Here is an 18,699-nt window from a genome sequence, read left to right as displayed (position 1 = left end):
ATTAAACTCTTTTAGTCTTAATACGTGCAGCTTTACCGGTAAGGGCGCGAAGATAGAATAACTTAGCTCTGCGAACTTTACCATGGCTGTTAACCTCAATTTTGTCAATGTTAGGTGAGTTGATAGGGAAAATACGTTCAACACCAACCCCATTCGACATTTTTCTTACAGTAAAGGTCTCGGTACTTCCAATACCATTACGTTGGATTACAACTCCCTGGTAAATCTGGATACGCTCTTTGTTTCCTTCGCGGATTTTATAATGCACACTTACTGTATCGCCAGATTTGAATGCAGGCACTTCTTTCCTGGCTACAGCCTGCTCTTCAACAAATTTTACTAAATCCATGATTTTAAGTAATTAATCGGTATTAACCTTTAATGACCGCTCCTTTTTTTCGGAGTGCAATATTAGGGATTTTTTTTTAAATTTAAAAGAGAGATTTGAAATTATATGATTTATTATCAGTACTCTGCAGGAATACTAAAATGAAACGTAGCTCCTTTACCCTCGGTGCTTTCGCTCCATATTCTTCCTCCGCAAATATTCAACAGGTCGTTACACAGGATTAACCCTATACCACTTCCATTTACACTTGAACTTATTGCTTTCCTGGCACTAAAGATACGTTCCAGTTTATCTGCAGAAATACCCGGCCCGGAGTCGGATACCGATACTGTGATACTGTCTCTGCCAGTGCGGCTCCTTATTTCAATATGCCCTGAAGCCGGGGTAAATTTGATGCTGTTGTTCAGGAGGTTTCGTAATACAAATTCAAAGACGGAGAGATTAATTTTTACCTGTGGCATTTCAGGTATTTTGTTCGATATGTTCAGCCTTTTGGATAAAGCTTGATGCTTAAGTGATAATATGATCAGATCAGTTTGCAGTCTTAATAGTGCTGGTTGGCTTATTATTCCATAGCCATTGAGGTGCAATCTCGCCCAGAATAGTACGTTATCCATAAGGCTTCGGCAGCTGTTTACATAACTTGTCAGACCTTCAACGATTTCATCACCCCCTGTTTGAAGAGGCTTCGACATCGGGAGATCCGCGAGATAAGCAGCGAAGTTATCCAGAGGGATTTTGATGTCATGCGAGATCATCGCCAGTAGTTTAAACGGAAGTGTCTCTTTTTGTTTGGGTTTTAATCTGGTCATCTCATTCCTTGTATTCTTTAAGTAGTTGCTTAATTGATTTGTATTCGGGCTGGAAGTTTAAAAGCTCCCCCGGTTTTAGCTCGAAGATCTTTTCGAGCAATAAAGCCTTTTGATAAGGAATATCGCGCTCTTCCGAAATTCTGATATTTCGATAATTCGAAAAGGTGTTGGGTGAAATCCCCAGGGCTTTAGGTATTATTTTAAGTGCCTTTCTGTAGTCCTTCATTGGTAGTTCAGACAGAAGATCATTTATACGGTACTTATACATAATTAAAGATTGTATATTTATACCAAAATATTGAAGTGTTGCCCCAAAATATTGAGGTTTAGCTAAAAATATTTGTTAATATCTGCCAATAAAAGTAGGTATTATTTAAATTATTACAAAAAATATTTATTAATGGAGCTAAAGAAGATAGTAGACCAGCTTCTTAAACAACAAAACCGCTCATTAAGCTGGCTGGCGGGTGAGATGGATAAGACGTTTGATGGCCTGAAGCTCAGTCTTGTTAAGGAGTCAATTAAGTACAGCGACCTGAAGCGGATGTCGAAGATTTTAAAGGTGCCCGCCTCAGTGCTGTTCAATGAAGATGCTCCAAAAAGTGTTGTCTTGGAAGAGGAAGTGCCTTATACGGGGCTGAAGAGTGAACTGGCTTCCTGCCGGGAGCTTGTTGAGGCTTTGAAGAGTCAGCTAAGCGATAAAGAAAAAATAATTAATCTTCTGGACAACAAATCCTGACTTACGAAGTATTACTGTGTGGCAGAAATTTCCGCTGATTACTTTACTTAAGCAGATCGGGACGCCGTTGCCTGGTACGCTCCAGGGACTGTTCATATCTCCACTCCTCTATCTTAGCCTTATTGCCACTAATTAGGATATCGGGGACTTTAATGCCACGCCATTCCGCTGGTCGTGTGTAGACTGGTGCATCCAGCAAGTCTCCCTGGAATGAATCGGAGAGGGCAGACGTTTCATCCGAAAGCACCCCTGGTATCAGCCGAACGATAGCATCTACCAAAACGGCCGCGGGTAGCTCTCCTCCCGAAAGGACGTAGTCACCTATTGAGATCTCACGTGTAACAAATATGTCCCTGATGCGCTGGTCAATGCCTTTATAATGCCCGCATAGAATAATAATGTTCTTTTTCGTTGATAGATGATTGGCGATAGATTGGTTGAGGGTTTCTCCGTCAGGGGTCATAAAAATGACCTCATCGTACTCTCTTTCGCCCTTTAGTTTTTCAATGCAAGCCGCAAAAGGTTCGATTGACATTACCATGCCACTCCCCCCGCCGAATGGGTAGTCGTCGACGTTTTTATGCTTATTGAGCGAATAATCTCTAAGGTTATGAACTACTATTTCGGAAAGACCTTTTTTTTGCGCTCTCTGTAAAATGGAGTGAGCAAAAGGGCTCTCAAGCAGACCTGGAAGTACAGTTATAATGTCAAATCGCATCGGTCAAAGATAGAGCACTGAATTAAGAATCAAGAATTAACGTGCAATCAAGTGTCAAGAATCAAGATACAAGTATCAAGAAATAGGAACTACAAAAAAGAGCCGGGGTCAAAAATTAGAATCAGAGATCTGATGTATATATGTCTACTAAACCCTCGGGAAGCCTAACCTCCAGTACTCCTTCCTCTTCATCAATGGCCAGAATGATATCTTCATTCAGGGGAAACATGATTTCGCGGAATTTATAGGGCACTACCGCTATGAACTGCTGGGGGTATTCATGTACGTCGGTTATCTCACCTAACTCTCCCAGCTTTTCATCGTGAACAATGAAGCCCACCAGATCGGTGTAAAAGAATTCATCATCTGCACGTTCTGGCTTTTTAGAGTTCGGAAGATAAATTTTCTTTCTGACGAGCTTTTCGGCTTTTTCAATTGAATCTACATCTTCAAAGAAAAAATAACCGGTACTATTTGATTGAAGTTTGTACGATGAGATAAAGAAAGGAATAAGTTTTCCGCTGATCTCTAACAGCACAGAATCAAATTCCAGGTCTTCAAAATCCTTAAATTCGAAATAAACCTGTACTTCACCCTTAAGACCTTTGGTTTTGGTAATGTACCCGATATAAAAGCTATCTTCAATGCCCATAGAAAATTACGTCAAATAAAAATGTCATCCCTGTTAGCGTAAAAGTATCTGTAAGAATACCTTTTACATCTGCCGGGATGACATAGAAGCGATTTAAATAAGTTTATTCAGCGTTTTCTGCTGCCGGAGCATCTTCTGCAGCGGCTTCAGGAGCTTCTTCTTCAGCAGCTACTTCTTCTGCCGGAGGAGTATTTTTTGCGGCGATAGCAGCAGCTCTGTCAGCCTTCTTCTTAGCTTCAGCAGCTAAGGCGGCTTTACGGGCTTCTTCTTTAGAAGAAGTTAATCCTTCTTTTTTGCCCTGAACTTTTGCTTCTTTGCTTTGTACCCATTCATTGAACTTGGCTTCTGCCTGTTCTTCTGTAAGTGCACCTTTCTTTACACCACCTTCAAGATGCTTTTTGTAAAGAATACCTTTGTAAGAAAGGATAGCGCGGCAGGTGTCAGTAGGCTGTGCACCTTTGTTCATCCAGTCTAATGCTTTTTCGAAATTGATTTCTATTGTTGCAGGGTTCGTGTTAGGATTGTAAGAACCTAAACGCTCAATGAAACGACCATCTCTCGGAGCACGTGAATCTGCCACCACTACGTAATAAAAAGGTTTTCCCTTTTTACCGTGTCTTTGCAATCTAATTTTAGTTGCCATTTTAATTTTTAAATTTATGTATTCAACATAGTTCCCGGAGTCTCCTTCTGCGGGGCTGCAAAGATAGTAATTATGATTATAAGATTATAATAATCTGTTAATTAGTAGTTCATGCGTAAATGTATTGGTGTTTTTAGAGATAATTGAGGTTGGGTGGATTGTTTCAAGAGCCTTTCATCTGGAAGATTGCGGTGTCAAAAACGTCGCCTTTCGATTTTCTTGTGACTTTGAAGATTTTTATTTTAAATTGTACCGAAGCAATTTTAGATAAGCTTTGTTAATAATGATTCTTTTTAGAAATTAATAATAGAATTATAAGCCTAAACATCTATTTTGGCCTTTAGAACCGATAAGTGGAAATTGAATAATCATGAAAAACCAATGTAAGACCCTCGCTTATGTAAAAGACGCCATATGGAGTTTTGATGTCGCGAATCAAAAGTTCGAGTATCTTAACGAGCGTTTTGCTAACCTATATGAACTTTCGCTTGACGAACTGGAGAGAGCTCCTTTTGCATGGAGAAGGCTTGTGCATCCGGATGATTATTATCTTGTAAAGAGGGAAACTGAAAAAGTATATAATGGTGAGAGTGTGGAAATAGAATTCCGCATAATTGTTAACGGCATAACTAAATGGCTTTCTGATAAGAAAACGCCGGTTCTGGATGACAATCAGAATGTGACTATGATTGTTGGAATCACATCGGATATTACAACCAGAAAGGAAAAAGAGCTGGAGATGGCTCGCTCTGAATATATTTACAGGTACTTTTTTGTCAATAACCCCAATCCTTTATGGATATATGATATCAAGACTTTAAAGTTTCTCGCTGTTAATCATGCTACCATTGAAAAATACGGATATTCTGAAGAAGAATTTCTTAAAATGACTATAGCAGATATCCGGCCACGGGAGGATGTTTCGAAACTTGTTTCCGAAGTAAAAAAAGTGAAAAACCGGTTTTATCAGTCTGAAGGCTGGAGACATATCAACAGGGCCGGAAAGATTATGTACGTGAATATTTCGGGACACGGGATAGAATACGAGGGGAAGAAAGCAGAGCTGGTAATGATACATGATGTTACTGCGGAAGTGAAAAACAAGGAAGAGATAATTATAGCGAAGAGGAACCTTGATACTTTAATTAATAATATAAACGATCTTATCTGGTCGGTTGATCAGGATTATAGGCTAATATCTGCAAATGCGTCTTTTGAGAGACTTACAACTATGGCCTTTAACCGGAAATTAATGCCCGGAGAGTCGGTTCTTCAACCCAGATCAGGTGACGAGTCAATTGATAAATGGAAGGGTTATTACAGCAGGGTGCTGAGAGGAGAGAGCGTTGTTTTTATCAATGTGTCGTCTGCGGTTAAGGGGAGTACTTTTGAAATAAGAATGCGTCCTATTGTTAACGAAGATAAAGTTATAGGGGTAGTTTGCGTAGGACGGGATATCCAAAAACGACTCGATGCGGAGAAAAGAATGATATTGCAGAACACCGAATTAAAGGAAATTGTCTCGTTGGCTTCTCATGAAATACGAGGGCCCGTCACTTCTTTGACAGGCCTCGTGAATCTTTTTAACAAGGATAATTTGTCAGATCCCTTTAACAGTGATGTGATTAGCCTTATTCAGAAAGTTACCAATGAATTAGATACAGTCATTCATAAAATAGTCGAGAAAAGCTATTCCATACAGGTTGATAATGAGGCTATATATTCCTCTCCACAAAATCTATCAGACTATGAATAACTTTTATGTGGATTTCCTGTGCGCGGTCGGCATAGGCAGACTTGGGTGCGCGTACTTCGACGTCGCAAAGTGATGCCATTTTGCCTCCATCTTTTCCTGTTAGCCCTATCACTTTCATTCCTTTATTCTTAGCGGCTTCAATGGCGTTTAGTACATTTTCTGAGTTGCCGCTGGTGCTTATTCCAAACAAAACATCCCCGGGCTGTCCAATGGCTTCAACCATTCTTGAAAAAATGTAAGGGTATCCGTAGTCATTTCCAACGCACGAAATATGAGATGGATCTGAAATGGAGATGGCTGCAAGTGCTCTGCGGTCGTTTCTGTAACGGCCCGAGAGTTCTTCAGCAAAATGCATTGCATCGCACATTGATCCTCCATTTCCGCATGATATAATTTTATTGCCTTTTTTTATCGATTCAGTTAAAATCCTTCCTGCTTCTTCTATTTTCCTGAAATTTTCGTCGTCGGACAAAAACTTATTAATAACACTCTGTGCTTCTAAAAAATGCTGTTTAATTGATTCCATTTATATTGATTCTGAAAGGGTGTATTGCAACCCTTATTTTATTCTTTAAGCTTTGCACCGTTGGCGAAAGATATCGGGATGGTCTTGCCAATCGTTCTGAATCTTTCTTCTCTTTTAATACCGAATTCGGTCTTTACCTGCGCCAGGCCGCATGATTTCTTTCAAAAATTTGCCTTCTTTTTATTGCTTAATATGAGCAGTCCGGTAACTATAAGTAAGTGACGGACAATTCCTTTTAAGCAGCAAGTCTGCACCCGTTACAAAGATAATATATTGACAATTTTCAACAGATTGGGATCGGCTTCCGACAAGTGTTTAATAGCATTGTAAAAAGGAGTATAGTGAATGTTGTTATTAATTAAGCCCACCATTGCCCCCTTTCGTCCGTTTAAAAGTGCTTCCACGGCGGCCACTCCAAGCCGGCTCGCTAAAACCCTGTCCATGCAGCTCGGCTTCCCACCTCTTTGAATATGACCGAGGATAGACAAACGGGTATCGTATTTTGGAAATTTTTCTTTAATCATTTCTGTGATTTCAAAACCCCCGATCTCATCTCCTTCTGCAACGATAATAATTTTTGAAGATTTATCTGAGCGACTTTCCTCCAGACGTTTGAATAAAGCGTCTATATCTGTCTTCGATTCAGGTATCAGTATTGCTTCAGCTCCCACCCCAATGCCGCTTCGCAGGGCTATAAGGCCGGAATCTCTCCCCATTACTTCTACGATAAACAGACGGTCGTGCGACTCTGCAGTATCTCTTATTTTATCAACAGCATCAATTACAGTATTTATAGCGGTATCATAGCCTATGGTAAAGTCCGTTCCTAAAAGGTCGTTATCAATGGTTCCCGGCAGTCCGATGACAGGGATATTAAACTCTTTTATGAAAAGATTAGCACCGGTGAAAGTGCCTTCGCCGCCGATCGCTACCAGGGCATCTATATTGTGCTGTTTTAACTGTTCGAATGCTTCTTTTCGGCCCTCTTTTGTTCTGAAAGCCTCACTTCTGGCCGTTTTTAAAATAGTACCGCCTCGTTGGATAATATTAGCAACAGACTTTCGGCTCATTGGAATAAACTCACCGCTGATCATGCCCTCATAACCCCTCATAATTCCGGTTACGTTGATATTATAATATAATGCCGTTCTTACAATAGCCCTGATAGCAGCATTCATTCCGGGAGCATCGCCGCCCGATGTGAAAACACCTATAGTTTTAATTTTATTCATAATTGATTTTTTAAAACGCAATAATATACGGCTGTTTATTCAGTTTATATAAATATGTTATGTTAAAAATGGTTTCAAATATCATTTTTAACTTTCTGCTAAGGTTCCTGCACATAGCTGATTTCCTTTAGTCCATAAGAATGTATATCATCACCCACTTTTACTAACAGGCGGCCACCCTGGTCGACGCCCGTTATTTTACCAATTACTTCAGATTCGCCTGTTATAAATTTATGAGGTTCATTTAAACGGTAAAGATTTGAAACATACCTGCCGTAGTGTTGTGCACATTGATTATCCCTAAGCTCCCGGTATCTTGTTTCTATTGCTGCACATAATTCTGCCAGGAGGTTGTTTAGCGGATAAGAGGCACCAGTGATTTTTTTGAGCGAGGTAACATTTTTGATAGATTCGGAGAAACTCGTTTGATTAACATTAATCCCAATTCCTATAACGGCATACTTCCATTGCTTGCCGCTTAAAATGTTTTCTATTAAAACACCTCCCAGCTTGTTGTTTCCAAAGATAATGTCGTTTGGCCATTTAATTTTGCACTCTTGCCCAATAATTCCGGTTAATACATCGTTAATAGCTATACTTACAGCTATGTTAAGGAGGAATTGACTATTGGGACTAATGAAAGAAGGATATAAAAGAAGACTAAACGTTAAGTTTTTACCCGGTTCACTAAGCCATTTATTATTAAACTGGCCCCGTCCGTCAAATTGTTCTTCTGCCATTATTACAGTACCTTCAGTTAATGGCTTGGATTTTGACAATAAGTTCTTTAAATAATTATTAGTTGAATCAACCCGCTGTAAGGCAATTATTTTTTGCCCGGCAAATAATCTCGAAAAAGTGTTATTTTGCAAAATAGAAGGATACTAATTAATTTCATCCAAAACTAATTTTTTTTAATGGTAAAAAACAAAGTTATTAATGAATCTACCTACATTTCTGAACTTGTAATACACGGAATTCAAGAAAAGAAAGGAAATGAAATCGTACGACTCGATTTAAGAAATATACATAGTTCGGTTGCAGATTATTTTGTAGTTTGCCATGCCGAATCAGCAACTCAGGTTAAAGCAATAGCACGAAGTGTGGAAGAGGAAGTCTACAAAGCGGCGGGTCAATGGCCTTTCCGGATTGAGGGGCAGGAACATGCAGAATGGATACTCCTTGACTATGTTGATGTGGTAGTACATGTTTTCAAGACAGATAAACGCCAGTTCTATGGAATAGAAGAGTTGTGGGGTGATGCCGAAATGAAATATTATCAGAGTGCCTGATAAGCAGGTTTAATGATCAAGATAAAAAATGAAAGATATAGATACCGAGAATAAAAAGAATTACAGAAAGAAGACCGGAAAAAAAATAGTTCCTAAGCCTCCGCGCTTCAATATTATGTGGCTTTATGCTGCAATTATCATAGGATTATTTGCGGTTCAGTATCTGTTTAACAGTTCGAACATAACGCAGATCAGTTATCAGAAGTTTGAAACTGAAATGTTAAGACCACGCGATGTCGAAAAGATTGTAGCTTACAAGAGCAATGATTTGATTGTAGCGGAGGTGTACATTAAAAAGGATAGATTAAAAGATCCTAAATATAAGGATGTTCGTACTCCCGATAACTTCAGTATGTCGCCGGCAAATGGTCCACAGTATAAGTTTACTGACGGGTCGTTCGATGCTCTTGAGGCTAAATTACGAGAGGCAGAAAAGGACTTGCCGCCTAACCAGAGAACCCCGGTGATTCCTGATACCAGAGAGAATTTCTGGGCGAGCTGGTTTATGTCTATTATTCTGCCAGTACTTCTGCTGATCGGGTTCTGGATATTTATTATGCGCCGGATGGGTGGCGGAGCTGGTGGTGGAGCCGGCGGACAGATCTTCAATATAGGAAAATCGAAGGCTACTCTTTTTGATAAAGAATCGCAGGTGTCGGTAACCTTTAATGATGTAGCCGGACTTGAGGAGGCAAAACAGGAAGTAATGGAAATTGTAGATTTCCTGAAGAATCCTAAGAAATATACCAATCTCGGCGGTAAGATACCTAAAGGAGCATTGCTGGTTGGGTCTCCGGGTACTGGTAAAACTTTGCTCGCGAAAGCGGTTGCAGGTGAAGCACAGGTTCCTTTCTTCTCATTGTCAGGATCTGATTTCGTTGAGATGTTCGTCGGTGTAGGTGCCTCAAGAGTGAGGGATTTATTCCGTCAGGCAAAGGACAAAGCTCCATGTATCATCTTTATTGACGAGATAGATGCCATTGGCCGTGCCAGAGGTAAGAATAACATTGTAGGAGGTAACGATGAACGCGAGAATACTCTAAATCAGCTGTTGGTTGAGATGGATGGGTTTGGTACTGATTCGGGGATTATTATTCTTGCCGCAACAAACCGCCCCGACGTTCTTGACACGGCGTTATTACGTCCCGGACGTTTTGACAGGCAAATTTCTATTGATAAGCCAGACTTAATTGGCCGCGAGCAAATATTTAAGGTTCACCTTAAGCCGATAAAACTTGCGGAAGAAGTAGATCCTAAAAAGCTTTCTGCTCAGACTCCTGGTTTTGCAGGCGCCGAGATTGCAAACGTGTGTAATGAAGCGGCCCTGATTGCTGCCAGAAGGAATAAAGAATCGGTAGATATGCATGACTTTCAGGATGCTATCGACCGTGTGATCGGAGGTTTGGAGAAAAAGAACAAGATTATATCACCGGAGGAAAAGCGGATTGTTGCCTATCACGAGGCAGGACATGCTATTGCCGGCTGGTTTTTGGAACATGCCGATCCTTTGGTAAAAGTTTCCATTATACCGCGTGGTGTGGCCGCTTTAGGCTATGCTCAATATTTACCTAAGGAGCAGTTCCTTTATACTACGGAACAGCTTATTGACGGTATGTGTATGACAATGGGCGGTCGCGTTGCGGAAGACATTGTTTTCAGTAAGATTTCTACCGGAGCACAGAATGACCTGGAACGTATTACTAAGCTATCATACGCAATGATCACCATGTACGGAATGAATCCTAAGGTTGGAAATATCTCGTTCAATGATCAACAGGACCAGTTCAATAAGCCTTACTCGGAAAAAACCGCTGAGCTTATTGATGTTGAAGTCCGCACGTTAATTGGTTCGGTTTACGACCGTACAAAGCAATTGCTTATTGATAAACGTGAAGGCCTGGAGAAATTGGCTAATAAACTGCTCGAAAAGGAAATTCTTTTCCAGAGTGATCTTGAGGAAATCCTTGGAAAACGGCCGTTTAATCAGCGTACTACTTACGATGAATTCGTTAACGGCGACGATAGCGGAAATCAAACTGTAGTGGCTGAAAACCTTCATCCCGAGCCTGTAGGTGACTCAACAGAGCCTTTGCGCAGCGGAGAACCACAGGAAGAATAAGAGTTAGATAATATTTAAAGTAAAAAGCCCCGAAAACCGGGGCTTTTTCTTTGAACTGTATTTCTTATATACGATTTTTGCAATCAGGAGCTAAAAATGAAAGATACTACTTCAAAAGAAAAAATGCTTAAAAAAATACGGAAAGCGCTGCTTGAAAAGCGCGACAGTCCGTATCCAAATCTTGAAGAAGCTCCTTTATACGAAGAGTACGACGGGTATCTGGAAGTGCTGTTTGCGGAGCAGCTTAGTCTTGTTGCGGGAAAGTTTGTTTTTTGCGAGGATGAAATCCAGTTTATAGAGAACCTGCTTACTTTGGCCGACGAGAAAGCCTGGCGGAAGATATATTGCTGGGAGCCGCCGCTCCAGGAATTACTCTCTCATTTTGAGTTTCCGTTTTACAGTACGAATACCGATTTTATGCAGGCAGAGGTTGGTATTACATTATGTGAGTCACTGATAGCCCGAAACGGAAGTATCATGCTTTCGAATGGTAACGCCGCCGGCCGCCGTTTAAGCATTTATCCCCCCCATCATATTGTGGTTGCTTATACATCGCAATTGGTGCTCGACGTTAAAGATGCAATTAAACAGTTAAAAGCCAGATATAGCTCAGATATTCCTTCTATGGTGTCGATAGTAACAGGACCTAGCAGGACTGCTGATATTGAAAAAACGCTCGTTCTCGGAGCCCATGGCCCTAAAGAACTGATCGTGTTTTTATTGGAAGGATGAGGAGCTGAAAGTTGAGGGTTCAAAGTTGAAAGTTGAGGGTTCAAAGTTACTTTAAACCTTTAACTTTCAACTCTAAACTTTCAACTCTCAATACTTAACTCAATTTCGTTAGCGCCTCTTTAATCCTGGGCAGCATACTTTTTATATCTTCAAGTGAGCAACCTCCTACGGAGGCCCTGAACCAGTTTACTGAATTGTCCGTTCCGAACGCAGAAAATGGCACAAAGGCCGCTTTTGCTTCGTTTATCAGGTAGAAGTTAATATCATCACTGTTTTTTAGCAGGCGTCCATCCGGCGTTGTTTTTCCAGTATAATCAATCTTAACAGTCAGATAAATAGCGCCCATAGGTTCTATGGCATCGACATTAAAGCCTTCAGCCTTAAGCTGCTTAAATGAATCATAAAGCGTTGTGAGGCTTTCCTGAATTCTCTGTTTGAATGCAGAAAGATAATTATCAACTGCAGTGTTATCCCTGATGAAAGCAGCCATTGCAACCTGTTCGGGCTTAGGCGCCCAGGCACCCATGTGCATGATCACTGTTCGCATTTTGTCTATCACCTTTTCAGGACCGAATCCCCATCCAACCCTTACGCCGGTTGACGCGAAGCATTTTGAGGCACCATCAATGTAAATGACATAGTCCTTGATTTCAGGGCGTAACGTAACCGGATTATAGTGTTCGTGCTTACCGAAAGTAAGCATCGAATAGATCTGGTCGTAAAGGATATAAAGTGGTTTCTGATCGGTGCCTCTTCTTTTGTTCTCCTCCAGTACAAGGTCGCAGATACCCTCAAGGTCGTTTTTTGAGAACATCGTTCCTGTTGGGTTTAGGGGCGAACAAAGTGCCAGCAGGGTGGCGTCGCTTATATGAGGCCGCAGGTCGTCTGCCGTAGGCATGAAATTATTTTCAGCGGTGGTAGCAACAGCAACACCTTCCGCACCGGTAAGATCACAATAATGGTTATTATTCCAGGAAGGCGCCGGATATATTACTTTATCTCCCGGGTCAACCAGTGCAAGATACGTTGCATAAATCAATGGCCTCGAGCCGCTTGAAATCTGAATTTCCTTTGTGTCGATAGTTAATGAATACCGGTTTTTCAAAAAGAGGCTTACGCTCTCCCTGAGCGCAGGTATTCCGTCGGCAGGCGGATAATTGGTTTGATATTCGTCGTATGCTTTTTTTATACCTTCTTTTAGCTCGGAAGGTATTGGAAATATCGTTGAGTCAAAATCGCCGATCGTTAGATTTGCAATTTTTTGCCCCTGCTTTTTTAACTCATTAATCTCTCCTGCGATCTTAATAATTTCAGAACCTTTTAAATTTTTTGCCAGACGTGAAACGCTCATTCTATTTTCTTTTTGTCAAACTTAATAAAACTTTGATATATACCGGTGTTCCGCTACCCGGAAACCAGACTATTCAGGGCATCTTCTACTTTTTTAAAATTGAACGCCGACAGTGTATTTTGGAAGGCTGAGCTAATCTCATGGTTACAAAGATTTCCGACGCTTCCTTCATGGGTATGACGTACAGAAGCAGGGGCCTTAAACTCGCCGCGTTCGATTTCCGCCCCTATTTTCTTATATGCTTCCCTGAAAGGCATTCCTTTAAGCACCTCCTCATTTACAGCCTCTACACTGAAAAGGTAGGCATACTTTGGATCTTTGAGGATGTCTTCTTTTATCCGGATATTCTGCAGCATATATGCGGTCATTTCAAGGCACTCATTTAGAGAGAGGAACGCCGGGAAGAGGTTTTCTTTCAACAGCTGTAGGTCCCGATGGTAGCCAGAAGGCAAATTAACCGTCATCATCGCTATTTCCGTAGGAAGTGCCTGTATCTTATTGCATCTCGAACGTATCAGTTCAAATACATCGGGATTCTTCTTATGAGGCATTATACTCGACCCCGTTGTAAGTTCGTCGGGGAAGCTTATAAAGCCGAAGTTCTGATTAATAAACAGGCACGCATCCATAGCAAGTTTTGCAAGGGTTGCTGCTACCGACGACATGGCCTGAGCTATTATCCTTTCCGTCTTTCCTCTTCCCATTTGTGCATATACCACGTTATAATTCAGGCTGTCGAAGCCTAATAATTCCGTTGTCATTGTACGGTTTAAAGGGAAGGACGAGCCATAACCGGCGGCTGAACCCAGCGGGTTTTTATTGCAAATTTTCCAGGCAGCCAGTAGTAATTCCATATCATCAGCCAGGCTTTCGGCATAGGCACCAAACCAAAGGCCAAAGGATGATGGCATGGCAATCTGAAGATGTGTATAACCAGGAAGCAATTTATCTTTATGCTCTTCACTCTGATTAATTAACTGCTTAAAAAGTACTTCGATATTATCAGTCAGATGTTTTATCTCCGACCGGAAAAAGAGTTTGAGGTCTACAAGAACCTGGTCATTACGCGAGCGGCCGCTATGGATCTTCTTGCCCGCCTCGCCGATACGCTGGGTAAGGAGCAGCTCCACCTGGGAATGAACATCTTCTACCCCATCCTCAATCGAAAACTTTCCAGCCTCAATATCCCTGTAAATCACCTTAAGTTCTTTCTGGATCAGAACAAGGTCTGATTCTTCCAGTAAATTGATGCTAGCCAGCATTTTTGTGTGTGCCAGAGAACCAAGCACGTCTGCAGCGGCAAGGAACAGATCAAGTTCCCTGTCGTGACCTACTGTAAACTGCTCTACCGATTTCGATACTTCTTTATCTTTTTGCCAAAGCTTCATTTTGATTTATGATTGGACATGCAGGGCCACCGCAAGTCGTGTATTATTTATGTCTTAAGAATAATGATTACTTCAGAGATCTAGATCGCCGAAGAACTCCTCTTTCACATGCTGCCATTCAGAGCGCAAAATACTGTAAAATACGGTGTTTCGCAGAAATCCGTCATGTGTTTTCATATGTTGTCTTAAAGTCCCTTCTTCAATAGCGCCGATGTTAAGAATGGCTTTACGGGAGCGTATATTCCGTTCGTCGGCTTTTAGTTCAATGCGGTTTAGCCGCAGCACTTCAAACCCGAATCGGAGGATCTCATATTTAGCGGCCCTATTAAGCCCTGTTCCCTGGAAGTCTTTTCCTATCCAGGTCCATCCTATCTGTCCGCGCTCGTCATCCCAGGAAATCTCTCCGAGTCTTGTACAGCCTGCGACATTCCCGGATGATCTATCTATGATCGTCCATACCGCACAGGTGCCTTCATCTCTTGCTTGAAGCGCTTTCTCAATATAACGCCTAAGTTTTCCTGGCAGCGAGAGATCGGAAAGACCATACTCCCAAAGCTCTTTTTCAGCGGCTATGGGTCTTAGCAGGGGCTCATCTTTTGCGTCGAGAGGTCGGAGAATTACTTTAGCATTAGTGAGAGCAGACTTTAACAAAGGCCTCATAATATCACTTCTTCCAATAATTTAATATACACTTCAATACCTTCCTTTATTTCGTTCACATAAATAAATTCGTCAGCAGTATGCGAACGCGCCGAATCGCCTGGCCCTATCTTTACCGAGGGGATACTCAGCAAGGCCTGGTCGCTGGTAGTTGGAGATCCGTAAGTAGTTTTCCCAAGCGCTACACCAGCCCGTACAATCGGATGATCCTTATCAATAGAGGAGGGCTTTAGTCTGGTAGACCGGGCTGTCACCTCGCAGGCGACATGCTGCCTGATAATATCCAGCACCTCTTCATTCTTGTAGGTATCTGTTACCCGAACATCAACTGTAAAGTTGCATATTGCAGGTACCACGTTATGCTGAGAGCCGGCATTTATAACGGTTACTGACATTTTTAAGGGCCCGAACATTTCAGATTCTTTGGGAAACCTGAACGTTCTGAACCATTCAATATCTTTTATTGCTTTGTATATGGCATTTTCACCTTCCTCCCGGGCGGCATGACCAGCTTTTCCATGCACAGTACAGTCGAGCACTAACAACCCTCTTTCGGCTATAGCCAGATTTGTTAGCGTAGGCTCGCCTACAATAGCAAACTCAAGAGGACCAAGGTCGGGGACTAAGAGTTCCAGGCCGTTTTTTCCGGAAATCTCCTCCTCCGCCGTAGCGGCAAGGCATAGATTATACGTTAGATCGTTCCTCTCGTAAAAGTACATGAAGGCCGCTATAAGCGCGACCAGGCATCCTCCTGCATCATTACTGCCAAGTCCGAATAACTTGCCATCTTCAATATGGGGATAGAAAGGATCGCGGGTATATCCAGCATTCGGTTTTACCGTGTCATGATGGGAGTTAAGAAGGATAGTAGGTTTGGAGGCATCAAAGTGTTTATTCCTTGCCCATACGTTATTGTGATTCCTGCTGGTAGCTATTCCGTGTTCCTGCAGAAAGGCATCAAGTATGCCGGCCGTTTTATCCTCTTCCCTGCTGAAAGACGGAGTGGCAATGAGATTCTTCAGTAATCCGGTAAACTTATCCAAAACTACATCCTTCATAGCAAATCTATTTGTCTTCAGTGTAGAGGCCACCTGCTTTTATGGAGGAAAGCTTGATTCCTTTAATGAGCGACGAGCTGAATCCGTTATGTTCCATTTCGTTCAATCCGGCTATTGTGCAGCCTTTAGGAGAGGTTACTTTATCGATTTCATGCTCTGGATGGCTATGGTGCTGGAGTAAGAGATCTGCTGCCCCTTTCGCCGTTTGTACTGCCATTTTCAACGCATCTTCTGCATGAAAGCCAATCTCAACGCCTCCCTGCGAGGCTGCCCTGATCGCTCTGAGAAAGAAAGCTATCCCGCAGGCACAAAGAGCAGTGGCGGAGGTCATTAATTCTTCGTTGATCTGAACTACAGAGCCTACAGTTTCGAACATTTCGGTAACGATTTCCATATTGAGGTAGCCTGCATTGTCAGATGCAATACAGGTCATAGACTGACCGATAGATATTGCTGTATTGGGCATTACCCTTACTACCTGAACGTTTTCTCCCAACTTGGCTTTAATATCTTTACAGCTGACACCTGAGATAACAGAAATTACGAGGTGCTTTTCATGATCTATAACGGGCTGGATTTCTGATAGCATACCGTTTAATTGCTGAGGAAGAACTGCCAGAATAATAACCGATGCGGCTGAAACGGCCTCTGCATTGTCGGCCGTGACCCTGAATCCTTCTTTTGCTTTTGCATTCAGAAGATGGATTGATCTTCTGGTAAGAATGATGTTATCTGCTGTGCAGTATTCCGATTTTACTAAGCCGTTAGCAAGAGAAAGTCCGATATTACCGCTTCCGAGAATAGCTATTGTACCTTTTTTATTTTCCATCTTATGCAAATAATCGTGTGCCAAATAAATGATCGTTAAGGAGGGGCAGCTCATCTGACTTGCCTATATAAACTTCGTTTACCCCGCTTTTGATGGCCTGGAAGGCATTGTGAAGTTTGGGAAGCATCCCGCCGGCGATGATGCCATCACCTTTTAACGTTTCGAATCCGGAAGAGCTTATACTCGAGATTACAGAGGCTTCATCGTCCACATCTTTTAATACTCCTTTTTTCTCAAAGCAATATACTAAGCTTACCTTGTACAAGTGCGAAAGGGCTACGGCTATCGCCGATGCAATGGTATCTGCATTTGTATTAAGGAGCTGCCCTTCACCATCGTGAGTTATAGCAGGGAATACAGGAATAAGTCCGGTTTCCAGCAATTTGCTTAGAGTATTCTTTTCTACAGAGGTTTCTGATAGATCGCCCACAAAGCCATAATCGATTTCCTTTACGGGACGTTTGGTAGCTCTGATGAGATTGGCATCGGCACCGGTAAGGCCAATTGCATTGCATTGATAGCGCTGCAACTGCGCCACTATGTTTTTATTGATCAGGCCTGCGTACACCATCGTTACCACCCGGAGAGTTTCAATATCCGTTATCCTTCGTCCTTCCACCATTTTAGGTTCAACACCTAATGTATGCGAGAGGTCTGTTGCGATTTTCCCTCCGCCATGCACGAGCACTTTATACCCCTTCAGCGAGGCGAAGTCATTTAGGAAATAATGCAGGTTCTCCGAATTATCGATAACATTTCCGCCTATTTTAATAACATAGAGATTGTCCATCAATGTATAGTTTGAACGAATATAAGGAACCTGTTTTATTTTACTTCAATTCTTTCCGGCCTTATATACCGCTTTTATCGTCTACAACTCCTCAAGCATCCGCTTTAATACTGTTTGTGCTGCCCAGACACGGTTTCCGGCTTCTTCGATCACAAGCGACGAATCGCTGTCGAGTATATCTGATCCAAGCTCCAAATCCCTCCTTACAGGCAGGCAGTGCAGCACTTTCGCTCCGTTAGTTATTTTTAATCTCTCCAGGTCTAGCATCCATCCTTCGCCATTATGAAGTATTTTTCCATAATCGTGATAGCCGGACCAGTTTTTAGGATATATGAAGTCAGCGCCTTTTATGGCTTCGTCCTGATTGTGGATTATTGTGGCGCCTTCTGTAAATTTCCCGGCAAGTTCATAGCCTTCAGGGTGAGTGATCACAAAATCAAGCAGGCCTTCCTGCTGTGCTTTACACATCCATTCGGCAAATGCATTTGGCACCGACTGAGGCAGAGGTTTAACATGAGGCGCCCATGTCAATACGACCTTCGGTTTTTGAGTTTTTTTATGTTCTTCAATAGTGATCAGATCTGCGAAGCTTTGTAAGGGGTGCAGGGTAGCGCTTTCCAGACTTACTACCGGAACTCCGCTGAATTCAATGAACTTATTGAAGATCTCTTCATTATAATCCTCGTCCCTGTTTTTCAATCCAGGAAAAGCACGGATGGCAAGGATATCACAATACTGACCAAATACTCTCGCTGCTTCACGGATATGTTCTACGGTGGTTCCGTCCATCACCACGCCATCGCGTGTTTCGAGGGCCCATCCTTCTTTATCTATGTTCATTACCATTACGCTCATCCCCAGATTTGCGGCTGCTTTTTGGGTGCTGAGGCGGGTACGGAGGCTCGGGTTCAGGAAAATCACACCTAAAGTTTTGTTCTTTCCCAGTTCCTGAAAGGCGTAGGGATTGCTTTTTAATGCCAGGGCTTCCTGCACCAATGTTTTTACGCTGGTAACATCTCTAACTGAAGTAAATAGTCTCATAATTCTTTAATA

General features: G+C 42.0%; 21 protein-coding genes. 5 read left to right on the top strand and 16 right to left on the bottom strand.

Annotated features, from left to right (window positions below; genetic code table 11):
• Window position 1: 1 nt before the first annotated feature.
• From rplS to BDE36_RS00280, 3 genes are all read right to left on the bottom strand, one after another.
• A complete protein-coding gene (rplS, locus tag BDE36_RS00290) occupies window positions 2-349 on the bottom strand; it encodes a 50S ribosomal protein L19 (protein WP_128769828.1) in 348 nt (115 codons plus the stop codon).
• 116 nt (window positions 350-465) lie between these two features.
• Window positions 466-1,161: a sensor histidine kinase gene (locus tag BDE36_RS00285; RefSeq protein WP_128769829.1), complete on the bottom strand. Its 696-nt coding sequence runs from the start codon at window positions 1,159-1,161 to the stop codon at window positions 466-468.
• A gap of 1 nt (window position 1,162) precedes the next feature.
• A complete protein-coding gene (locus tag BDE36_RS00280; RefSeq protein WP_128769830.1) occupies window positions 1,163-1,429 on the bottom strand; it encodes a hypothetical protein in 267 nt (88 codons plus the stop codon).
• Between the two features lie 132 nt (window positions 1,430-1,561).
• On the opposite strand from BDE36_RS00280, the gene BDE36_RS00275 reads away from it, so the two are divergent.
• On the top strand, window positions 1,562-1,900 hold the full coding sequence (locus BDE36_RS00275; protein WP_141813293.1) for a hypothetical protein: 339 nt from the start codon (window positions 1,562-1,564) through the stop codon (window positions 1,898-1,900).
• Between the two features lie 43 nt (window positions 1,901-1,943).
• Here the strand turns inward: BDE36_RS00275 and trmD are convergent, their stop codons facing one another.
• From trmD to BDE36_RS00260, 3 genes are all read right to left on the bottom strand, one after another.
• Window positions 1,944-2,618: a tRNA (guanosine(37)-N1)-methyltransferase TrmD gene (gene trmD / locus BDE36_RS00270; protein WP_128769832.1), complete on the bottom strand. Its 675-nt coding sequence runs from the start codon at window positions 2,616-2,618 to the stop codon at window positions 1,944-1,946.
• 121 nt (window positions 2,619-2,739) lie between these two features.
• Window positions 2,740-3,270 (bottom strand): ribosome maturation factor RimM, encoded by a 531-nt coding sequence (rimM, locus tag BDE36_RS00265; protein ID WP_128769833.1) that lies wholly within the window; start codon window positions 3,268-3,270, stop codon window positions 2,740-2,742.
• Window positions 3,271-3,373: 103 nt separating this feature from the next.
• Window positions 3,374-3,913, bottom strand: a complete 540-nt coding sequence (locus tag BDE36_RS00260; protein WP_128769834.1) for a 30S ribosomal protein S16 — start codon at window positions 3,911-3,913, stop codon at window positions 3,374-3,376.
• A gap of 370 nt (window positions 3,914-4,283) precedes the next feature.
• Between BDE36_RS00260 and BDE36_RS00255 the strand changes: the two genes are divergently transcribed.
• On the top strand, window positions 4,284-5,669 hold the full coding sequence (locus BDE36_RS00255) for a PAS domain-containing protein (RefSeq protein ID WP_141813292.1): 1,386 nt from the start codon (window positions 4,284-4,286) through the stop codon (window positions 5,667-5,669).
• Here BDE36_RS00255 and lpcA read toward each other — a convergent pair.
• The 3 genes from lpcA to BDE36_RS00240 form a co-directional block, all read right to left on the bottom strand.
• Window positions 5,629-6,195, bottom strand: coding sequence for a D-sedoheptulose 7-phosphate isomerase (gene lpcA / locus BDE36_RS00250; protein WP_141813291.1), 567 nt, complete (start codon window positions 6,193-6,195; stop codon window positions 5,629-5,631). The two genes, BDE36_RS00255 and lpcA, sit on opposite strands and share 41 nt — an antisense overlap.
• 257 nt (window positions 6,196-6,452) lie before the next feature.
• The gene (gene pfkA / locus BDE36_RS00245; protein ID WP_141813290.1) at window positions 6,453-7,427 is read right to left on the bottom strand and encodes a 6-phosphofructokinase; all 975 of its coding nucleotides are present in this window, start codon (window positions 7,425-7,427) and stop codon (window positions 6,453-6,455) included.
• A gap of 98 nt (window positions 7,428-7,525) precedes the next feature.
• Window positions 7,526-8,299, bottom strand: a complete 774-nt coding sequence (locus BDE36_RS00240; protein WP_141813289.1) for a biotin--[acetyl-CoA-carboxylase] ligase — start codon at window positions 8,297-8,299, stop codon at window positions 7,526-7,528.
• A gap of 45 nt (window positions 8,300-8,344) precedes the next feature.
• On the opposite strand from BDE36_RS00240, the gene rsfS reads away from it, so the two are divergent.
• The 3 genes from rsfS (at window position 8,345) to BDE36_RS00225 (ending at window position 11,570) form a co-directional block, all read left to right on the top strand.
• Window positions 8,345-8,719 carry a ribosome silencing factor gene (gene rsfS, locus BDE36_RS00235; protein WP_128769839.1) on the top strand — a complete coding sequence of 125 codons (375 nt, stop codon included), beginning with the start codon at window positions 8,345-8,347 and terminating at the stop codon, window positions 8,717-8,719.
• A gap of 28 nt (window positions 8,720-8,747) precedes the next feature.
• Entirely contained in the window at window positions 8,748-10,838 is a 2,091-nt protein-coding gene (gene ftsH / locus BDE36_RS00230; protein ID WP_128769840.1) for an ATP-dependent zinc metalloprotease FtsH, read from the top strand.
• Window positions 10,839-10,934: 96 nt separating this feature from the next.
• Window positions 10,935-11,570 (top strand): LutC/YkgG family protein, encoded by a 636-nt coding sequence (locus BDE36_RS00225; protein ID WP_128769841.1) that lies wholly within the window; start codon window positions 10,935-10,937, stop codon window positions 11,568-11,570.
• 94 nt (window positions 11,571-11,664) lie between these two features.
• Here BDE36_RS00225 and BDE36_RS00220 read toward each other — a convergent pair whose 3' ends face one another.
• From BDE36_RS00220 to BDE36_RS00190, 7 genes are all read right to left on the bottom strand, one after another.
• Window positions 11,665-12,921, bottom strand: a complete 1,257-nt coding sequence (locus BDE36_RS00220) for a pyridoxal phosphate-dependent aminotransferase (RefSeq protein WP_141813288.1) — start codon at window positions 12,919-12,921, stop codon at window positions 11,665-11,667.
• Window positions 12,922-12,974: 53 nt separating this feature from the next.
• Window positions 12,975-14,309, bottom strand: coding sequence for an argininosuccinate lyase (gene argH, locus BDE36_RS00215; protein ID WP_141813287.1), 1,335 nt, complete (start codon window positions 14,307-14,309; stop codon window positions 12,975-12,977).
• A 72-nt stretch (window positions 14,310-14,381) separates the two neighbouring features.
• A complete protein-coding gene (locus tag BDE36_RS00210; protein WP_141813286.1) occupies window positions 14,382-14,969 on the bottom strand; it encodes a GNAT family N-acetyltransferase in 588 nt (195 codons plus the stop codon).
• Window positions 14,966-16,027 (bottom strand): M20 family metallo-hydrolase, encoded by a 1,062-nt coding sequence (locus BDE36_RS00205; RefSeq protein ID WP_141813285.1) that lies wholly within the window; start codon window positions 16,025-16,027, stop codon window positions 14,966-14,968. Before BDE36_RS00205 ends, BDE36_RS00210 begins: the two co-directional genes overlap by 4 nt.
• A 7-nt stretch (window positions 16,028-16,034) precedes the next feature.
• Window positions 16,035-16,856 carry a pyrroline-5-carboxylate reductase gene (gene proC, locus BDE36_RS00200; RefSeq protein WP_141813284.1) on the bottom strand — a complete coding sequence of 274 codons (822 nt, stop codon included), beginning with the start codon at window positions 16,854-16,856 and terminating at the stop codon, window positions 16,035-16,037.
• A gap of 1 nt (window position 16,857) precedes the next feature.
• Window positions 16,858-17,646, bottom strand: coding sequence for an acetylglutamate kinase (argB, locus tag BDE36_RS00195; protein WP_141813283.1), 789 nt, complete (start codon window positions 17,644-17,646; stop codon window positions 16,858-16,860).
• A gap of 81 nt (window positions 17,647-17,727) precedes the next feature.
• The gene (locus BDE36_RS00190; protein ID WP_128769848.1) at window positions 17,728-18,687 is read right to left on the bottom strand and encodes a Rossmann-fold NAD(P)-binding domain-containing protein; all 960 of its coding nucleotides are present in this window, start codon (window positions 18,685-18,687) and stop codon (window positions 17,728-17,730) included.
• Between the last annotated feature and the right edge of the window lie 12 nt (window positions 18,688-18,699).

Source organism: Arcticibacter tournemirensis (genome assembly GCF_006716645.1).
Lineage (GTDB): Bacteria > Bacteroidota > Bacteroidia > Sphingobacteriales > Sphingobacteriaceae > Arcticibacter > Arcticibacter tournemirensis.
This window is presented reverse-complemented; position numbering and strand designations above follow the sequence as displayed.

Bases quoted from the DNA above. Each gene is read 5' to 3' on its own strand.
- rplS (WP_128769828.1), bottom strand. From the start codon at position 349: ATGGATTTAGTAAAATTTGTTGAAGAGCAGGCTGTAGCCAGGAAAGAA.
- BDE36_RS00285 (WP_128769829.1), bottom strand. From the start codon at position 1,161: ATGACCAGATTAAAACCCAAACAAAAAGAGACACTTCCGTTTAAACTA.
- BDE36_RS00280 (WP_128769830.1), bottom strand. From the start codon at position 1,429: ATGTATAAGTACCGTATAAATGATCTTCTGTCTGAACTACCAATGAAG.
- BDE36_RS00275 (WP_141813293.1), top strand. From the start codon at position 1,562: ATGGAGCTAAAGAAGATAGTAGACCAGCTTCTTAAACAACAAAACCGC.
- trmD (WP_128769832.1), bottom strand. From the start codon at position 2,618: ATGCGATTTGACATTATAACTGTACTTCCAGGTCTGCTTGAGAGCCCT.
- rimM (WP_128769833.1), bottom strand. From the start codon at position 3,270: ATGGGCATTGAAGATAGCTTTTATATCGGGTACATTACCAAAACCAAA.
- BDE36_RS00260 (WP_128769834.1), bottom strand. From the start codon at position 3,913: ATGGCAACTAAAATTAGATTGCAAAGACACGGTAAAAAGGGAAAACCT.
- BDE36_RS00255 (WP_141813292.1), top strand. From the start codon at position 4,284: ATGAAAAACCAATGTAAGACCCTCGCTTATGTAAAAGACGCCATATGG.
- lpcA (WP_141813291.1), bottom strand. From the start codon at position 6,195: ATGGAATCAATTAAACAGCATTTTTTAGAAGCACAGAGTGTTATTAAT.
- pfkA (WP_141813290.1), bottom strand. From the start codon at position 7,427: ATGAATAAAATTAAAACTATAGGTGTTTTCACATCGGGCGGCGATGCT.
- rsfS (WP_128769839.1), top strand. From the start codon at position 8,345: ATGGTAAAAAACAAAGTTATTAATGAATCTACCTACATTTCTGAACTT.
- ftsH (WP_128769840.1), top strand. From the start codon at position 8,748: ATGAAAGATATAGATACCGAGAATAAAAAGAATTACAGAAAGAAGACC.
- BDE36_RS00225 (WP_128769841.1), top strand. From the start codon at position 10,935: ATGAAAGATACTACTTCAAAAGAAAAAATGCTTAAAAAAATACGGAAA.
- BDE36_RS00220 (WP_141813288.1), bottom strand. From the start codon at position 12,921: ATGAGCGTTTCACGTCTGGCAAAAAATTTAAAAGGTTCTGAAATTATT.
- argH (WP_141813287.1), bottom strand. From the start codon at position 14,309: ATGAAGCTTTGGCAAAAAGATAAAGAAGTATCGAAATCGGTAGAGCAG.
- BDE36_RS00210 (WP_141813286.1), bottom strand. From the start codon at position 14,969: ATGAGGCCTTTGTTAAAGTCTGCTCTCACTAATGCTAAAGTAATTCTC.
- BDE36_RS00205 (WP_141813285.1), bottom strand. From the start codon at position 16,027: ATGAAGGATGTAGTTTTGGATAAGTTTACCGGATTACTGAAGAATCTC.
- proC (WP_141813284.1), bottom strand. From the start codon at position 16,856: ATGGAAAATAAAAAAGGTACAATAGCTATTCTCGGAAGCGGTAATATC.
- argB (WP_141813283.1), bottom strand. From the start codon at position 17,646: ATGGACAATCTCTATGTTATTAAAATAGGCGGAAATGTTATCGATAAT.
- BDE36_RS00190 (WP_128769848.1), bottom strand. From the start codon at position 18,687: ATGAGACTATTTACTTCAGTTAGAGATGTTACCAGCGTAAAAACATTG.